Here is a 14,135-nt window from a genome sequence, read left to right on the forward strand (position 1 = left end):
ACCACCGCTTCGTCGCGGCGCTCAGCGGTACGCCGGGCGCCACGTGGACCGCCGCGACCGGCGCGGAGCAGCCCGACGCGGCGGCGTACGGGATCGCCCTGCTCAGCAGGCACCCGGTCCGCGCGTGGCAGGTGGTGCGGCTGCCGGCGCTGCCCACCCGGGCGCCGATGTGGTTCCGCGGCAGCCGCCTGCCCACGCTGGTGCGCGACGAGCCGCGGGTCGCGGTCGCCGCGGAGATCGAGACACCGCTGGGTTGCCTGACGGTCGCGAACACGCACCTGTCGTTCGTGGACTACTGGAACGGCCGGCAGCTGCGGCGGCTCGTCGCCGCGCTCGACGGGATGCCGCGCCCGCTCGTCCTGGTCGGCGACCTGAACATGGGACCCGAGCGCGCGGCGGACGTCACCGGCCTACGGTCGCTCGCCGACCACCCGACGTTCCCGGTCGACGCCCCGCACGAGCAGCTCGACCACGTGCTCGCCGACGGCCCCGTCACGGCGACCGCCTCCGAGGCGCGCGCGCTGCCGCTCTCGGACCACTGCGCCCTGGTGGTCGAGCTGGGCGGGTGAGCGCCGGCCGGGGGCCGGGTCAGTGCTCCTGCGGCACCAGCGCGCCGACGGGCTGGCCGATCCCCTGCAGCAGCTCGCCGAACCACGGCACGGAGGTGTCGAACGCCTTGCCCCCGCGGATCCGCGGGAACTCGCAGACCCGGAGCTCGTCGCCGGCCTCCTCGTCCTGGCCGACGACACCGCTCTCGCCGCGCAGCGCCGCGTCGACCGCGAGGTCGGAGCAGGCCCGGATCAGCGCGAGGTCCTCGTCGTTGGCGGCCGCGGAGCGGGAGAAGTACCCGCTCTTCTGCACCATGGTCTTCTCGGCACCGATCAGGTGGCCGAACTGCTTGGCGAACCAGGCGCCGGGGTTGATCGTGTCGATCTTGACGTGGCCGAACGCGTCGCGCTTGGGCTCCTCGCCGCGGGCGAGCATCTCCTCCACGATCGTGGAGACGCCGGCGCCCTCGGACAGGAAGATGTTCACGCAGCCGAGCTCGTCCATGACGGCCTCGAGCCGCTGGGCCTCCGCGGCGATGTCGAACTCGAGCTCGGGCACGTAGACGGCGTGCACGTCCCAGTGCGCAGCAGTGTTGTTGCCGAAGCCGGAGAACTCCTGCTCGGCCACCCACTCGCGGTACTTCACCGCGGTCGCGGCGGTCAGCCAGCCGCAGTTGCGGCCCATGACCTCGTGGATGATCAGCATCCGCGGGTTGGAGGAGTGCTCGGCGATGATGTTGCGGGCGAACAGCGCGCCCTGCTCGGCGGCCGTCCACGCGCCCAGCGACTGGCGGATCGGCACGACGTCGTTGTCGATGGTCTTGGGCAGCCCGACGACCGTGAGCTCGTAGTCGTTCTCGTGGAGGTACGCCGCGAGGTCGGCCGCCGTCGTGTTCGTGTCGTCGCCGCCGATGGTGTGCAGCACGTCGACGCCGTCCTTGGTCAGCTGCTCGGCCGCCACGTGCAGCGGGTCCTGGCCCTCCTGGACGAGCCCGCGCTTGACGCAGTCCTTGACGTTGGTGAGCTTGACCCGGCTGTTGCCGATGGGGCTCCCGCCGTAGCGGTGCAGCAGGTGCGCGGTCTTGCGCATCTCGGGCGTGACGGTGATGTGCTTGCCGCCGAGGAGGCCGGCGTACCCGTTGAGGTAGGCGATGATCTCGATCTCGGGCTCGAGCTCGGTGTAGCGCTCGATGAGGGCCCCGACGGCCGAGGACAGGCACGGGGCGAGGCCCCCGGCGGTGAGGAGCGCAACGCGGCGGACGGTCATGGGGGTTCTGGCTCTCTCTGCTCGCGGGCCCCGGCTCGGGCACCTTTGGACGTTTCCAACAGATACTTCGACTCTAGTCGGGCCAAAGCCCGACGGCCACCCTCCCGACCGGGCCCAAAGGCATCGATGTGCGGGCCCAACGGCCCGGTGGCCGAGGGTTCTCGCAGACCTCGATACTGGCTCTCGTGACCGATCCCGTCCAGCCCGTGCGAGCCTCGCTGACCCTCGACCCGGCCTTCCGCGTCGGTCCCGTCGACCCGCGCCTGCTCGGCTCGTTCGTGGAGCACCTGGGCCGCTGCGTCTACACCGGGATCTTCGAGCCGGGCCACCCGGCGGCCGACGAGCGGGGCTTCCGGCGCGACGTGCTCGACCTTGTCCGCGAGCTGGGCGTGAGCGTCGTGCGCTACCCGGGCGGCAACTTCGTGTCGGGTTACCGCTGGGAGGACGGCGTCGGCCCGGCGGACGAGCGGCCCACCCGCCTCGACCTGGCCTGGCACACGATCGAGACGAACGCGTTCGGCACCGACGAGTTCATGGCGTGGTGCCGCGAGGCCGGCGCCGAGCCGATGATGGCCGTCAACCTCGGCACCCGCGGCACCCAGGAGGCGCTCGACCTGCTCGAGTACTGCAACCACCCCGGCGGCACCCGGCTCTCCGACCTGCGCCGGGCCAACGGCGCCGCGGAGCCCCACGGCGTACGCCTGTGGTGCCTGGGCAACGAGATGGACGGCGACTGGCAGATCGGGGCGATGACCGCCGCCGAGTACGGCGCGCTCGCCGCGCGCACCGCCCGCGCGATGAAGATGGCCGACCCGCGGATCGAGCTGGTCGCCTGCGGCAGCTCCCACAGCGGCATGCCGACGTTCGCGAGCTGGGAGGCGACCGTCCTGGAGCAGTGCTACGACGCCGTCGACTACGTCTCGCTGCACAGCTACTACGACCCGAGCGGCAAGTCGGTCGCAGAGTTCCTGGCCGGTGCGGTCGACCTGGACCGCTCCATCGAGGAGGTGGTCGCCACCGCCGACCACGTCGGCGCGCGGCTGCGCTCGCGCAAGCGGCTCCGGGTCTCGGTCGACGAGTGGAACGTCTGGTACGTCTCGCGCTGGGACCCCGCCTCCGTGACGGAGTGGGAGCAGGCGCCCCGGCTGCTCGAGGACGTCTACGACGACACCGACGCGACGATGGTCGCCAGCCTGCTGATCACGCTGCTGCGCCACGCCGACCGGGTCGGCATCGCCTGCCTCGCCCAGCTGGTGAACGTGATCGCACCGATCCGCACCGAGCCGGGCGGCGCGGCCTCGCAGCAGACGACGTTCGCGCCGTTCGCGCAGATCGCCGCCGCGGCGCGCGGGTCGGTGCTGCGCGTCGAGCCGGAGGTCGCGACGTACGAGAGCGAGCTCGGCGACGTGCCGTACGTCGACGCGACCGCGACGTACGACGAGGAGACCGGCGACCTCGCGCTCGTGCTCGTCAACCGGGCGACCGACCGGCCGGCGCACATCGAGGTCGACCTGCGGGCCTTCGGCGACGCCTACGGCGGCCGGCTCGAGGTGCGCCTCGACCCGGTCTCCTGGCAGGTGGTCAGGCCGCAGCGGGCTCCTCGGCCCGGTTCGTGACCTCCCGGGCGGCGTGCGGGAGCACCCGGCCCAGCAGCACGGTCAGGCCGGCGCCGGCGAGCGACAGGGCCACCAGGACCAGCCAGATCGGCGACGGTCCGCGGTCGAGCAGCCAGGCGAACGCGACCGGCGCGATCGTGCTGGACAGGTTCCAGGCCAGCTGGATCAGCGACAGGTAGCGCCCGCGCAGGTGCTCGGGCGCGGCCTCGGCGGACAGCGCCCCGAGCACCGGGCCCCCGAGCAGCTCCCCGACGGTGTAGACGGCCGAGCCGGCGATCATCACCGTGGTCGCGAGCGCGACCGAGAGACGGCTCGCGCCGAGCAGCACGACGAACGACGCCGCGAAGACCAGGTTGCTCAGCAGCAGCACCCGCCAGCGGCGGGCCCCGGTCATGGCCCGCACGACCAGACCCTGGCCGAACCCGACCATGACGGTGTTGATCGTGAACACCGCGCCGGTGACCCAGCCCGAGAGCCCGAGGACGGTCGTGGCATAGACCGGCACGGCGAAGTTGAGCACCATCATCGCGGTCGAGAACACCAGCTGGGTGACCCACAGCAGCCGGTAGGGCCCGTCGCGCAGCACCGTGCCCCACGCGCCCTCCACGGCCCGGTGCGCCGCCCGGACCGTCGGCGGCACCGCGAGCAGCAGCGCGAAGGCCACGACGTACGACAGCGCGTTGACCAGCACCACGGTGAAGTACGCCGCGGTGGTGCCGATCGTGATCGCGAGGCCCGAGAGCAGCCCGCCGACCGCGAAGCCCACGTTGCGCAGCGCCCCGAGGAACCCGAACCACTTCTCGCGCTCCCCCGGCGCCGAGATCGCGGCGACGATGTTGCCGTAGGAGCCCCAGAACGCCGTGCGCCCGACGGTGACCACGACCGTCCAGGCGGTCAGCCCCCAGAACGAGTCGGTCGCCAGGTAGGCGAGGAAGCCGGCGGCCTGGAGCAGGTTGCCGGAGAGCAGCACGTGCTTGGCGCCGTACCTGTCGACCAGGCCGCCGAGGAGCGGGCCGGCGGGCAGCGCGACCGCCGACGCGAGCGAGATCGCCGCACCCACCTGCACCAGCGACAGGTCGGTGGTGACGAGGAAGTAGAGCATCGAGACCGGCATGAACACGCCGCTGCCGACCGCGTCGATGGCGATCGCGGTGACGAACCTGCGGTGGTGGCCGAGGGACGGGAACCCCAAGGCGGTGGTGAGGCGGTCGAGCACCCTGCCATCCTCCGGGGTCGGGGCCCGTGTGGGCCAACGAGTTGTCGCTAGTGTCCTGCCATGACGTTCTCGATCGTGGCCCGCTCCGCCGACGGTGAGTCGTGGGGCGTGGCCGTGGCCTCCAAGTTCCTGGCCGTCGGGTCGGCCGTGCCGGCCGCCGTGGCCGGCGTCGGCGCGATCGCCACCCAGGCCGACGCCAACGTCGCCTACAAGGGCCAGGCGCTCGCCCACCTCGACGACGGTGCGACCGCCGAGGTCGCGCTGCAGCGGCTGCTGGAGGAGGACGAGGGCCGCGACCACCGCCAGGTCGGCATCGTCGACGTGGACGGCAACGCGGCCAGCCACACCGGCTCCGCGTGCCTCGACTGGGCCGGGAGCCGCACCGGCCCCGGCTACGCGATCCAGGGCAACATCCTCACCGGGTCCGAGGTCGTCGACGCGATCGAGGCGGCCTGGCTCGCCTCGCCCGAGGACGCCCCGCTCGCCCACCGGCTGCTCGAGGCCCTCACCGCCGGCGACGCGGCCGGCGGCGACTCCCGGGGCCGCCAGTCCGCGGCGCTGCTCGTCGTGCGCGACGGCGCCGGCTACGGCGGTCTCGACGACATCGCGGTCGACCTGCGCGTCGACGACCATGCGGCTCCGATCACCGAGCTGGCCCGGCTGCTCGAGCTCAACGACCTCTACCTCACCGCCTCCACCGAGGACGAGAAGGTGCCGGTCACCCCCGAGCTCGCCGACGAGCTCGACCGCCTCGCCCGCGGGTCCGGAGCACGCGACTTCGCGGCCTGGGTCGGCACCGAGAACTACGAGATGCGGGTCGCGCCGGACGGATCCTGGATCGACGAGAAGGTGCTCGCGATCATCCGGGGCGACCGGTCGTGAGCGTCCTCGCGATCGACGCCGGCACCACGGGGGTCACCGCGGTCGTCGTGGAGCACGACGGCTCGATCGCGGCCAAGGGCTACGAGGAGTTCGCCCAGCACTTCCCACGGCCCGGGTGGGTGGAGCACTCGCCGGAGGAGATCTGGCAGGCCACGCTCCAGGCGGTCCGCGACGTGCTGCAGGGGTACGACGCCGCGCGGCTCGAGGCGGTCGGCATCACCAACCAGCGCGAGACCGTGCTGCTCTGGGACCGCGAGACGCTCGGCTCCCCCCGCCGGGCGATCGTGTGGCAGGACCGGCGTACGGCCGACCTGTGCACGCGGCTGCGGGAGGCGGGGCACGAGCAGCGGGTCAGCGAGCTGACCGGGCTGCGGCTCGACCCGTACTTCTCCGGCACCAAGCTGATGTGGCTGGCCGAGAACGAGCCCCACACCTGGGCGCTCGTCGAGTCGGGGCGTTATGCGATCGGCACGGTCGACTCCTACCTGATCGCGCGGATGACCCGCGGCACGTGGCACGCCACCGACGTCTCGAACGCGTGCCGGACGCTGCTGTTCGACCTCGCGGCCGGCGACTGGTCCGACGAGCTGTGCGCGCTGTTCGGGGTGCCCCGCGACGCGCTGCCCGAGCTGGTGCCCAACTGGGGCGAGATCGCGACCACCGACCCGCGGTCCTTCCTCGACCTGTCGCTGCCGATCTCCGGGCTGGCCGGCGACCAGCAGTCCGCACTGTTCGGGCAGACCTGCTTCGACGAGGGCGACTCCAAGTGCACCTACGGCACCGGGTCGTTCATCCTCACCAACACCGGGTCGACGATCCCGCACTCCGACGCCGGGCTGCTCGCGACCGCCGCGTGGCGCTCGCCGGACGGCGCGCTGACCTACGCCTCCGAGGGCGCGATCTTCGTGACCGGCGCGGCCGTGCAGTGGCTGCGCGACGGGCTCCAGCTCGTCGGGTCGGCCGCGGAGACCGAGCCGCTGGCCCGCACGGTGCCCGACACCGGCGGCGTGGTGTTCGTGCCGGCGCTCACCGGCCTCGGCGCACCGCACTGGGACCCGCACGCCCGCGGGACGATCGTCGGCATCACCCGGGGCACCACCCGCGCCCACCTGGTCCGCGCGACCCTCGAGGCGATCGCGTTCGAGGTCCGCGACGTGCTCGAGACGCTCGCAGGCGCGGGGGCGGGCCTCTCGGCGCTGCGCGTCGACGGCGGCGCCTCGGCCAACAACCTGCTCTGCCAGATCCAGGCCGACCAGATCGGCGTACCCGTCGAGCGCCCGGCGACGGTCGAGACGACCGCGCTCGGTGCGGCCTTCCTGGCCGGTCTCGGCGCCGGGGTCTGGGACTCCACCGACGACCTGCGCGAGACCTGGACCCTCGACCGCCGCTTCGAGCCCCAGCTCGACCGCGCCGCGGCGGACGCCGCCCACGCCCAGTGGACCCGCGCGGTCGAGCGGTCGAAGGGCTGGGCCGACTAACCCGGCCTACCGTCGCAGCCTGTCCAGCGCGGCCCGGGCGGCGTCGCGGGCGGCGGTGGCCTCCCGGAGCGCCGCGCCGGCCTCGTCGCGGGCCTCCTCGGCCTCGCTGATCTCGTCGTCGACCTCCTCGGCCGCCGACTCGAGCTCGGCGATCCGGCCGCGCAGCTCCGCGATCTCGGCCTGGAGCTGCAGGCTGCGCGCCTCGAGCTCGTCGTACGCCGCCGTGGTCTCCTCGTGCGCGGCGGTGGCCTCGGCGAGCTCCTCCTCCGCGGTGGCCAGCGCCTCCTCGGCGGCCGCGAGCGTCTTGCGGTCGGCCTCGGGGTCGGGCACCACGTGCAGCTCGGGCCGGGGCGGCGGCTCCGCCTCGCGGGACGGCGCCTCGAAGCCCAGGGCCTCCGGGACGGCGATCGCCCCCGCCACGTCGGCGGGGTCCAGGCCCGTGGTGGCCAGGGCGCTCACGAGCATCCCGCTGCGCACCGCCCTCGCGCAGTCGGCGTCGACCATCGCGGCGGTCAGCGTCGCCTCGACCTGGTCGGCGACCGCGTCGGTGACCTTGGTGCCCTCCTCGCGTGCGGTACGCCGGGCCTGCGTGGTCACCGCCGCCGTCAGCTGACGCCGTTGCCTGGTCAGCTCCCGCAGCGCGTCGCCCGACATCGACGCCTGCGCCTCGCGCAGCGCCGCACCGACCGAGAGCACCTGCTCGACCTGGGCGGTCTCGCGCCGGACGAGCAGGTTCACGACCCAGGCCGCGACCGACGGCTTCCTCAGCGCCTTGACCCGTGGGGCCAGGTCGGTGCCCTTCAGGGCCTTCGCGCGGGCGTCGCGGGCGGGGGTGAAGTCGGGCAGCGGGAGCCCGTAGAGCTCGTCGGCGATCTCGAGGAGCTCGCTCACAGGCGCACCCATCGGCCCCGCCGGCTGCCCAGCGGCTCATCGTCCTCGCCGACGTGGACGTGCTCGACGACGAGGCTCAGCAACGAGGACCAGCCCGCGTCGGTGCGCGTCTCGAGCCGGACGCCCACCCAGGTCGGTGCGTCAGAGAGCCGAGGCCCCCACTCGGTGTCCTCGAACTCCGCTGCCCGGAACGGGCCACCCGGGGCCGGCGCCGTGCCGGCGAACGCCTCCGCGAGGTGCCGATGCCGCCAGGCCAGCAGCTGCACGACCGCCCGGTGCTCGCCGCTGCCGGTCACGACGTCGTGGAGGTCGCTGTCGGGGTCGAGGAGCATCACGACCCGGGCCGGCTCCCCGTTGGCGACCATCAGCGACGAGACGGTGAGCCCAGCCCGCTCCCGCCCCGCGCCGGCGGTGACCAGCGCGACCGCGCCGCCGAGCCGGCCGCGGAACCGGCGTACCGGGTCGGGCTCGGGGTCGAGGAACGGGTGCTCGGAGTGGATCGTCACGACGCGAGCTTGGGCTCCTCGTCCTCGCCGTCGCCCTTGGCACCCCGCTCGGCGTCCTTGTCGGCCTTCTTGGCCTCCTCCTTGGCGCGGGAGGCATACATGTCGACGTACTCCTGGCCGGAGAGATGCATGATCTCGTACATGATCTCGTCGGTGATCGACCGGAGGATGTAGCGGTCGTTCTCCATCCCGTCGTAGCGGGAGAAGTCCAGCGGCGCGCCGAACCGGACCACCGGCCGGGTGAACCGCCCGAACTTCTTGCCCGGCGGAGCGATCTCGTCGGTGCCGACCACGGCGACCGGGATCACCGGGACCTTCGCCTCGAGCGCCAGCCGGGCGACCCCGACCTTGCCGCGGTAGAGCCGGCCGTCGTGCGAGCGCGTCCCTTCGGGGTAGATGCCGAACAGCTCCCCCTCGGCCAGCACCCGCTTGGCGGAGATGATCGCGCCCTCCGCGGCGCCGCCGCCGGAGCGGTCGATCGGCACCTGGCCCGAGCCGGCGAAGAACGTCCGCTGCAGCCAGCCCTTGACGCCCTTGCCGGTGAAGTACTCGGCCTTCGCCACGAACGTCACGCGCCGGGGCAGCGTCAACGGCATGAACAGCCAGTCGGCGTACGAGAGATGGTTGCTCGCCAGGATCGCGGGACCCTCCAGCGGCACGTTCTCGGCGCCGTAGACGCGGGGCCGGAAGACCAGGCGCAACCACGGCCCGAGGGCGATCCACTTCAAGAACCAGTAGAACACCGACGACCTCCCAACCAGCCCGAGACATCCGACGGGCGAAGCCTAGACCGTCGCGCGCGACTTGCCCCATACCGCGGTCGCCAGGCGGCCCGGGTGGTGCACAATCCGGCCATGACGATCCATCCCCTCGCGACTCCCTTCTCGAGTGCCGCACGGCCCGAGCTCACCGGCGGTCGCCGGGTCGGCGTGCTGCTCAGCCACGGCTTCACCGGGCAGCCGGCCTCGGTGACGCCGTGGGGCCAGGCGCTCGCCGCGCAGGGGTACGCCGTCGAGGCGCCGCGCCTCCCGGGTCACGGCACCACCTGGCAGGAGCTGAACACGCTGTCGTGGGCGGACTGGTACGCCGAGATCACCCGCGTGTTCGAGAAGCTCCACGCGGAGAACGACGCCGTCGTCGTCGGCGGCCTGTCGATGGGCGGTGCGCTCACGCTCCGGCTCGCCGCGGACCACCCGGACCGGGTCGCCGGCGTGGTCGTCGTCAACCCGGCGCTGGCCACCAAGCGGCTCGACGTGAAGCTGTTGCCGGTGCTCAAGCACGTCGTACCGTCCTTCCCCGGCATCGCCAACGACATCAAGAAGGCCGACGTCCAGGAGCACGGCTACGACCGCACCCCGCTCAAGGCGATCCACTCGATGATGCGCGCCTGGCCCGGGCTGGTCCGCGACCTCCCGCGGATCACCGCCCCGATGCTCTACTTCCGCTCGACCGAGGACCACGTGGTCGACGAGGCGACCGAGCCGCTGATCCTCTCGGGGGTCTCCTCGCGCGACGTGACCGTGACCCGGTTGCCGAACAGCTACCACGTCGCCACGCTCGACAACGACGCCGAGCAGATCTTCGCGGACTCGGCGGCGTTCGTCGCCCGCGTCACCTCCGGTTCGTAGCGCGGGCATACGCTCGTGGGTGTGCAGCCGGAACGACCCGACCAGCCGGACCGTCCCGAGGGTGACGACGAGGACCAGGCCTGGCGTGCCATCGTCGAGAACTACGGCGAGCGCGCCGAGCTCGACGAGCCTCCTGCCCCCGAGCCTCCGCGACAGCCGGACGCGCCCTTCGGCGGCCGGTTCGGCGACCTGCGCTCCTTCGGGCACGAGGACGAGGACGAGCCGTTCATCGCCGAGGAGGAGGGCTTCGAGCCGCCCGAGCCGCCCCCGGTGCCGCGGACGACGCCGGACCGGCTGGCGGCGTGGATCGGCGTGTTCGGCTCCCCAGCCGTGCTGCTCACCTCCCTGATCTTCTCGATCTCCCTGCCGACCTACGTCGGGTACCTGCTCATCGCGGGCTTCGTCGGCGGCTTCCTCTACCTGGTCTTCCAGATGCCCCGCGGACCCCGCGACCCCTGGGACGACGGCGCCCAGGTCTAGCGTCCCGCGGGTTGAGGTCCTGCCCCACGCACCTGACCTATCGGTCGTCCCGCCCGCGGATCCGCAGCAGATACGTCAGGTGCGTGCGGAACGACGGGTGCCACCGACCGACCAACGGGGCGAGTCGTTAGGGTGCAGCCGTGAGCGCCCACGAGTCGGTCGAGATCACCGGCCACCTGATGGACCACGGGATCCTCTCCCGCGTCCTGGACGACATCCGCGAGTACGGCGGCGACTACGCCATCGAGCGGTTCGACGTCGGCCGGGAGACCGATGACCCGTCGCACGCGGTGATCACCGTGACCGCCGAGGACGGGGACTCCCTGGAGCGGCTGCTGATGCGGCTGCAGACGCGCGGGGTCAACCAGGTCGACCCGGGCGAGGCGACGGTGGCCGAGGCCGACCGGGACGGGGTCTTCCCCGACCACTTCTACTCCACGACCAACCTGGAGACCCGGGTCCGCATCGAGGGCGCATGGCTCCAGGTCGAGAACCCGGAGATGGACTGCGGGCTCGTGCTCGAGCGGTCGGCGGACGGGCGACCGGCGCGCGTGTTCACGCTGCCGATGTCCGACGTACGCCGGGGCATGCTGGTCGTCACCGGCGCCTCGGGCATCCGGGTGACGGTGCCGGCCCCCGATCGCACCGCCGGCGCGTTCGGCTTCATGGAGTCCGAGGTGTCCTCGGAGAAGCCCCAGGCCGTCCTGGTCCGCCAGGTCGCCGACGGGATGCGCGAGGCGAAGGCCGCCGGCAAGAAGGTCCTGTGGGTCGGCGGCCCGGGCGTCGTCCACACCGGCGCCGCGCCGGCGATGGTGGCGCTCGTGCACGCCGGGTACGTCGACGTGCTGTTCGCCGGCAACGCGCTGGCCACCCACGACATCGAGTCCGCGCTCTACGGCACCAGCCTCGGCGTCGACCTCGCCCAGGGCCGGGGCGTGGAGCACGGCCACGAGCACCACATCCGCGCGCTCAACACGATCCGCAGGGAGGGCTCGATCCGGGCCGCCGTCGAGAGCGGCGTGCTCACCGGCGGCATCATGCACGCGATGGTGACCCACGAGAAGACGTTCGTGCTGGTCGGCTCGGTGCGCGACGACGGGCCGCTGCCCGATGTCTACACGGACGTGATCGAGGGTCAGCGCGCGATGCGGGCCAACCTCACCGACGTCGGGTTCTGCCTGATGGTCGCGACGATGCTGCACTCGGTGGCCACCGGCAACATCCTGCCGGCGTCGGTGCCCCTGGTGTGCGTGGACATCAACCCCGCGACGGTGACCAAGCTCGCGGACCGCGGCTCGTCCCAGGCGCGCGGGATCGTCACCGACGTCGGGCTGTTCCTCGAGCAGCTCGCCGTCGAGCTCGTGCCCGAGTACCGGCGCTCCTGAACGTCTGCCGGGCCAGCTCGGCGGCCCCGATCGCCCCGGCCTCGGGGCCGAGCGCCGCCCGGACCACGGGCGGGATCACGCGGTGCGGGGCACCCACGAGCGACTCGCGGAGCGCGGACCGGGCGGGCTCGAGCAGCAGGTCGCCGGCGGCCGACAGCCCGCCGCCGACCACGACGATCTCGGGGTCGAAGGCTGCCACCAGGTTCGCCACGCCGACGCCGAGCCACTCCCCGACCGAGGCGAACGCCTCCAGCGCGACCGCGTCGCCCGCGGCGGCCGCCGCGGTCACCATCGGGCCGGTCAGCCGGTCCGGGTCGCCCTCGCACGCCGCCTCGAGCGACGTCGGCCGCTCGCCGATCCGGGCCCGCGCGTGGCGCACCAGCGCGTTCCCGCTGGAGTACTGCTCCCAGCACCCGGTCCCGCCGCACTCGCAGGCCTGCCCGCCCGGGACCACCTGCATGTGCCCGAACTCGCCGGCCATGCCGTTGTGGCCGCGGTGGACCGCGCCGGCGAGGACGACCGCGCCGCCGATGCCGGTGCCCATCGTCACGACGAGCGCGTCGGCGGCGTTGCCGACCGCACCGTAGGTCAGCTCGGCCCGGGCCGCGCAGTTGGCGTCGTTGTCGAGCACCACCGGGGCGCTCCAGCGCTCGGCCAGACGCGCGCGGACGCCCTCGTCGCGCCAGGGCAGGTGCGGCGCGAAGCGCACCCGCTCCCCCTGGGCGTCGACGAAGCCGGCGGCCGCGATCCCGATCGCGCCGATCCGCCGCAGACCGGCGATCTCCTCGACCGCCTCGGTCAGGGCGTCCTCGACCAGCCGCGCCTCGACCCGACGCCCCGGGGTCGTACGCCGAGCCGTGCGCAGCACCCGCCCGCTGCGCGAGACGGCCGTCGCCAGCACCTTCGTCCCGCCGATGTCGACGCCGATGAACAGGGGCACCCGAGCCGCCCCCTAGCGCCGCGACAGGTCGGCGGCACCGATCAGCCCGGCCCGGTTGCCGAGCCGGGCCTTGCGGATCTCCGGGATCGGCCGGAAGCCGCGGCCGACCAGCTGCCCGGCGAACGCGGTGCGGGTGGGGTCCAGCAGCAGCTCGTCGGCCTCGCTGACACCGCCGCCGACCACGACGACGCCCGGGTCGAGGATCTCGGTCAGCGACGCGATGCCCTCACCCAGCCACCGGCCGAGCTCGGCCAGCTGCTGGCGGGCCCCCTGGTCGCCGTCGCGGGCGGCCTCGGTGATCAGGGGCCCGGTGATCTTCGCGATGTCGCCCCCGGCCCGCTCGAACATGCCGTGGGCGATCATCGCGCCGGACATGGCGGCCGCGCGGGCCTCCCGCACCAGGGCCGAGCCGCTGGCGTACTGCTCGAAGCAGCCGTGCTTGCCGCAGCCGCACAGGATCCCGTTGGGTACGACGCGCATGTGGCCGATCTCGGCGCCGACGCCGTTCGCGCCGCGGTAGACCTCGCCGTCGAGCACCAGGCCGCCGCCGACGCCGGTGCCGACCGTGACGAGCAGGAGGTCGTCGGCGTCGTGCCCGGCGCCGAAGATGAACTCACCCCAGGCGGCGGCGTTGGCGTCGTTCTCGATGACCACCGGCAGGTCGACACGCTTCTCGAGCTCGCTCTTGAGGTCCTCGTTGCGCCACGCGACGTTCGGTGCGAACAGCACGACCGCGCGGGCCTTGTCGACGTACCCCGCCGCACCGACCCCGACGGTCTCGATCGCGTGGCGGGAGCGCAGCTCCACCACCAGGCCCGCGATGGCCTCCTCGATCGCCTCCGCGTCGGTCGCGGGCGACTCGACACGCAGCTCCTCGAGGATCGTGCCCGACTCGTCGACCACCCCTCCGGCGATCTTCGTCCCACCGACGTCGATGCCACACGCCAGGCTCATCTCTCTCCATCCTCAGGTCCGTCCGGAGCGTCCGGGTCGTCCGGGTCCTCCGGGTCCTCCGGCCACGCGCCGGGGTCGTCGTCGAGATCGATCCGCTCCACACCACCGGGGCCGCTGCGCGCGCCGCGGTCGTCGGGCACCGTCGTCGCGAGCAGGCCCGCGGCGGCCTGCAGCAGCGCGGTCGCCGCCGTGCTCAGCTGCGCACGCACCTCCGGGGTGGTCTGGCGCAGCACGTGGACGGTGCGGCAGATCGGGCAGTACGTGCACTCGGCCGCACCGGTCGCGAGGTGCTCGTCGACGTCGTGCGCGGCGCGGGCGGCCTGGCCGGCCAGGCCGGCGACGCC

Annotated in this window: 14 protein-coding genes and 1 pseudogene; 7 read left to right on the forward strand and 8 right to left on the reverse strand. The window is 73.3% G+C overall.

Translation table 11 applies throughout. The features are described 5' to 3' along the window. A partial coding sequence (locus VGD85_RS06620) for an endonuclease/exonuclease/phosphatase family protein (RefSeq protein WP_331062657.1) occupies positions 1 to 569 on the forward strand: 569 nt, incomplete at its 5' end. A 19-nt stretch (positions 570 to 588) separates the two neighbouring features. Here VGD85_RS06620 and VGD85_RS06625 read toward each other — a convergent pair. Beyond that, the gene (locus VGD85_RS06625) at positions 589 to 1,815 is read right to left on the reverse strand and encodes a pyrophosphate--fructose-6-phosphate 1-phosphotransferase (RefSeq protein ID WP_331062658.1); all 1,227 of its coding nucleotides are present in this window, start codon (positions 1,813 to 1,815) and stop codon (positions 589 to 591) included. 185 nt (positions 1,816 to 2,000) lie between these two features. On the opposite strand from VGD85_RS06625, the gene VGD85_RS06630 reads away from it, so the two are divergent. Beyond that, positions 2,001 to 3,431, forward strand: a complete 1,431-nt coding sequence (locus VGD85_RS06630; RefSeq protein WP_331062659.1) for an alpha-N-arabinofuranosidase — start codon at positions 2,001 to 2,003, stop codon at positions 3,429 to 3,431. Here the strand turns inward: VGD85_RS06630 and VGD85_RS06635 are convergent. Then, positions 3,397 to 4,647: an MFS transporter gene (locus VGD85_RS06635; protein WP_331062660.1), complete on the reverse strand. Its 1,251-nt coding sequence runs from the start codon at positions 4,645 to 4,647 to the stop codon at positions 3,397 to 3,399. The genes VGD85_RS06630 and VGD85_RS06635 overlap by 35 nt on opposite strands. A gap of 60 nt (positions 4,648 to 4,707) precedes the next feature. Between VGD85_RS06635 and VGD85_RS06640 the strand changes: the two genes are divergently transcribed. Together VGD85_RS06640 and glpK are read left to right on the forward strand one after the other, a co-directional pair. Next, positions 4,708 to 5,529: a DUF1028 domain-containing protein gene (locus tag VGD85_RS06640; protein WP_331062661.1), complete on the forward strand. Its 822-nt coding sequence runs from the start codon at positions 4,708 to 4,710 to the stop codon at positions 5,527 to 5,529. Continuing rightward, on the forward strand, positions 5,526 to 7,007 hold the full coding sequence (gene glpK, locus VGD85_RS06645) for a glycerol kinase GlpK (RefSeq protein WP_331062662.1): 1,482 nt from the start codon (positions 5,526 to 5,528) through the stop codon (positions 7,005 to 7,007). The genes VGD85_RS06640 and glpK overlap by 4 nt, the downstream gene beginning before the upstream one ends. 6 nt (positions 7,008 to 7,013) lie before the next feature. On the opposite strand, the gene VGD85_RS06650 is transcribed toward glpK, so the two are convergent. The 3 genes from VGD85_RS06650 to VGD85_RS06660 are packed head-to-tail and all read right to left on the reverse strand — an operon-like array spanning position 7,014 to position 9,147. After that, positions 7,014 to 7,898 (reverse strand): hypothetical protein, encoded by an 885-nt coding sequence (locus VGD85_RS06650; RefSeq protein WP_331062663.1) that lies wholly within the window; start codon positions 7,896 to 7,898, stop codon positions 7,014 to 7,016. Further along, positions 7,895 to 8,404: a flavin reductase family protein gene (locus VGD85_RS06655; protein ID WP_331062664.1), complete on the reverse strand. Its 510-nt coding sequence runs from the start codon at positions 8,402 to 8,404 to the stop codon at positions 7,895 to 7,897. The genes VGD85_RS06650 and VGD85_RS06655 overlap by 4 nt, the downstream gene beginning before the upstream one ends. Further along, positions 8,401 to 9,147: a lysophospholipid acyltransferase family protein gene (locus VGD85_RS06660; RefSeq protein ID WP_331062665.1), complete on the reverse strand. Its 747-nt coding sequence runs from the start codon at positions 9,145 to 9,147 to the stop codon at positions 8,401 to 8,403. The genes VGD85_RS06655 and VGD85_RS06660 overlap by 4 nt, the downstream gene beginning before the upstream one ends. 111 nt (positions 9,148 to 9,258) lie before the next feature. Here VGD85_RS06660 and VGD85_RS06665 point away from each other — a divergent pair, with 111 nt between their 5' ends. From VGD85_RS06665 to VGD85_RS06675, 3 genes are all read left to right on the forward strand, one after another. After that, a complete protein-coding gene (locus VGD85_RS06665; protein WP_331062666.1) occupies positions 9,259 to 10,032 on the forward strand; it encodes an alpha/beta hydrolase in 774 nt (257 codons plus the stop codon). A gap of 21 nt (positions 10,033 to 10,053) precedes the next feature. Next, complete coding sequence (locus VGD85_RS06670; protein ID WP_331062667.1) at positions 10,054 to 10,512, forward strand: hypothetical protein; 459 nt, start codon at positions 10,054 to 10,056, stop codon at positions 10,510 to 10,512. Positions 10,513 to 10,652: 140 nt separating this feature from the next. After that, complete coding sequence (locus VGD85_RS06675) at positions 10,653 to 11,897, forward strand: TIGR00300 family protein (RefSeq protein ID WP_331062668.1); 1,245 nt, start codon at positions 10,653 to 10,655, stop codon at positions 11,895 to 11,897. Here the strand turns inward: VGD85_RS06675 and VGD85_RS06680 are convergent. The 3 genes and pseudogenes from VGD85_RS06680 to VGD85_RS06690 all read right to left on the reverse strand — a co-directional run. Then, positions 11,830 to 12,837, reverse strand: a complete 1,008-nt coding sequence (locus tag VGD85_RS06680) for an ROK family protein (RefSeq protein ID WP_331062669.1) — start codon at positions 12,835 to 12,837, stop codon at positions 11,830 to 11,832. The two genes, VGD85_RS06675 and VGD85_RS06680, sit on opposite strands and share 68 nt — an antisense overlap. 12 nt (positions 12,838 to 12,849) lie before the next feature. Then, entirely contained in the window at positions 12,850 to 13,791 is a 942-nt protein-coding gene (locus VGD85_RS06685; protein ID WP_331062670.1) for an ROK family glucokinase, read from the reverse strand. Then, a pseudogene (locus tag VGD85_RS06690) lies at positions 13,788 to 14,135 on the reverse strand (hypothetical protein); the annotation flags it as partial. The gene VGD85_RS06685 and the pseudogene VGD85_RS06690, both read right to left, overlap by 4 nt.

It is taken from the genome of Nocardioides sp., assembly GCF_036401255.1.
Taxonomy (GTDB): domain Bacteria; phylum Actinomycetota; class Actinomycetes; order Propionibacteriales; family Nocardioidaceae; genus Nocardioides.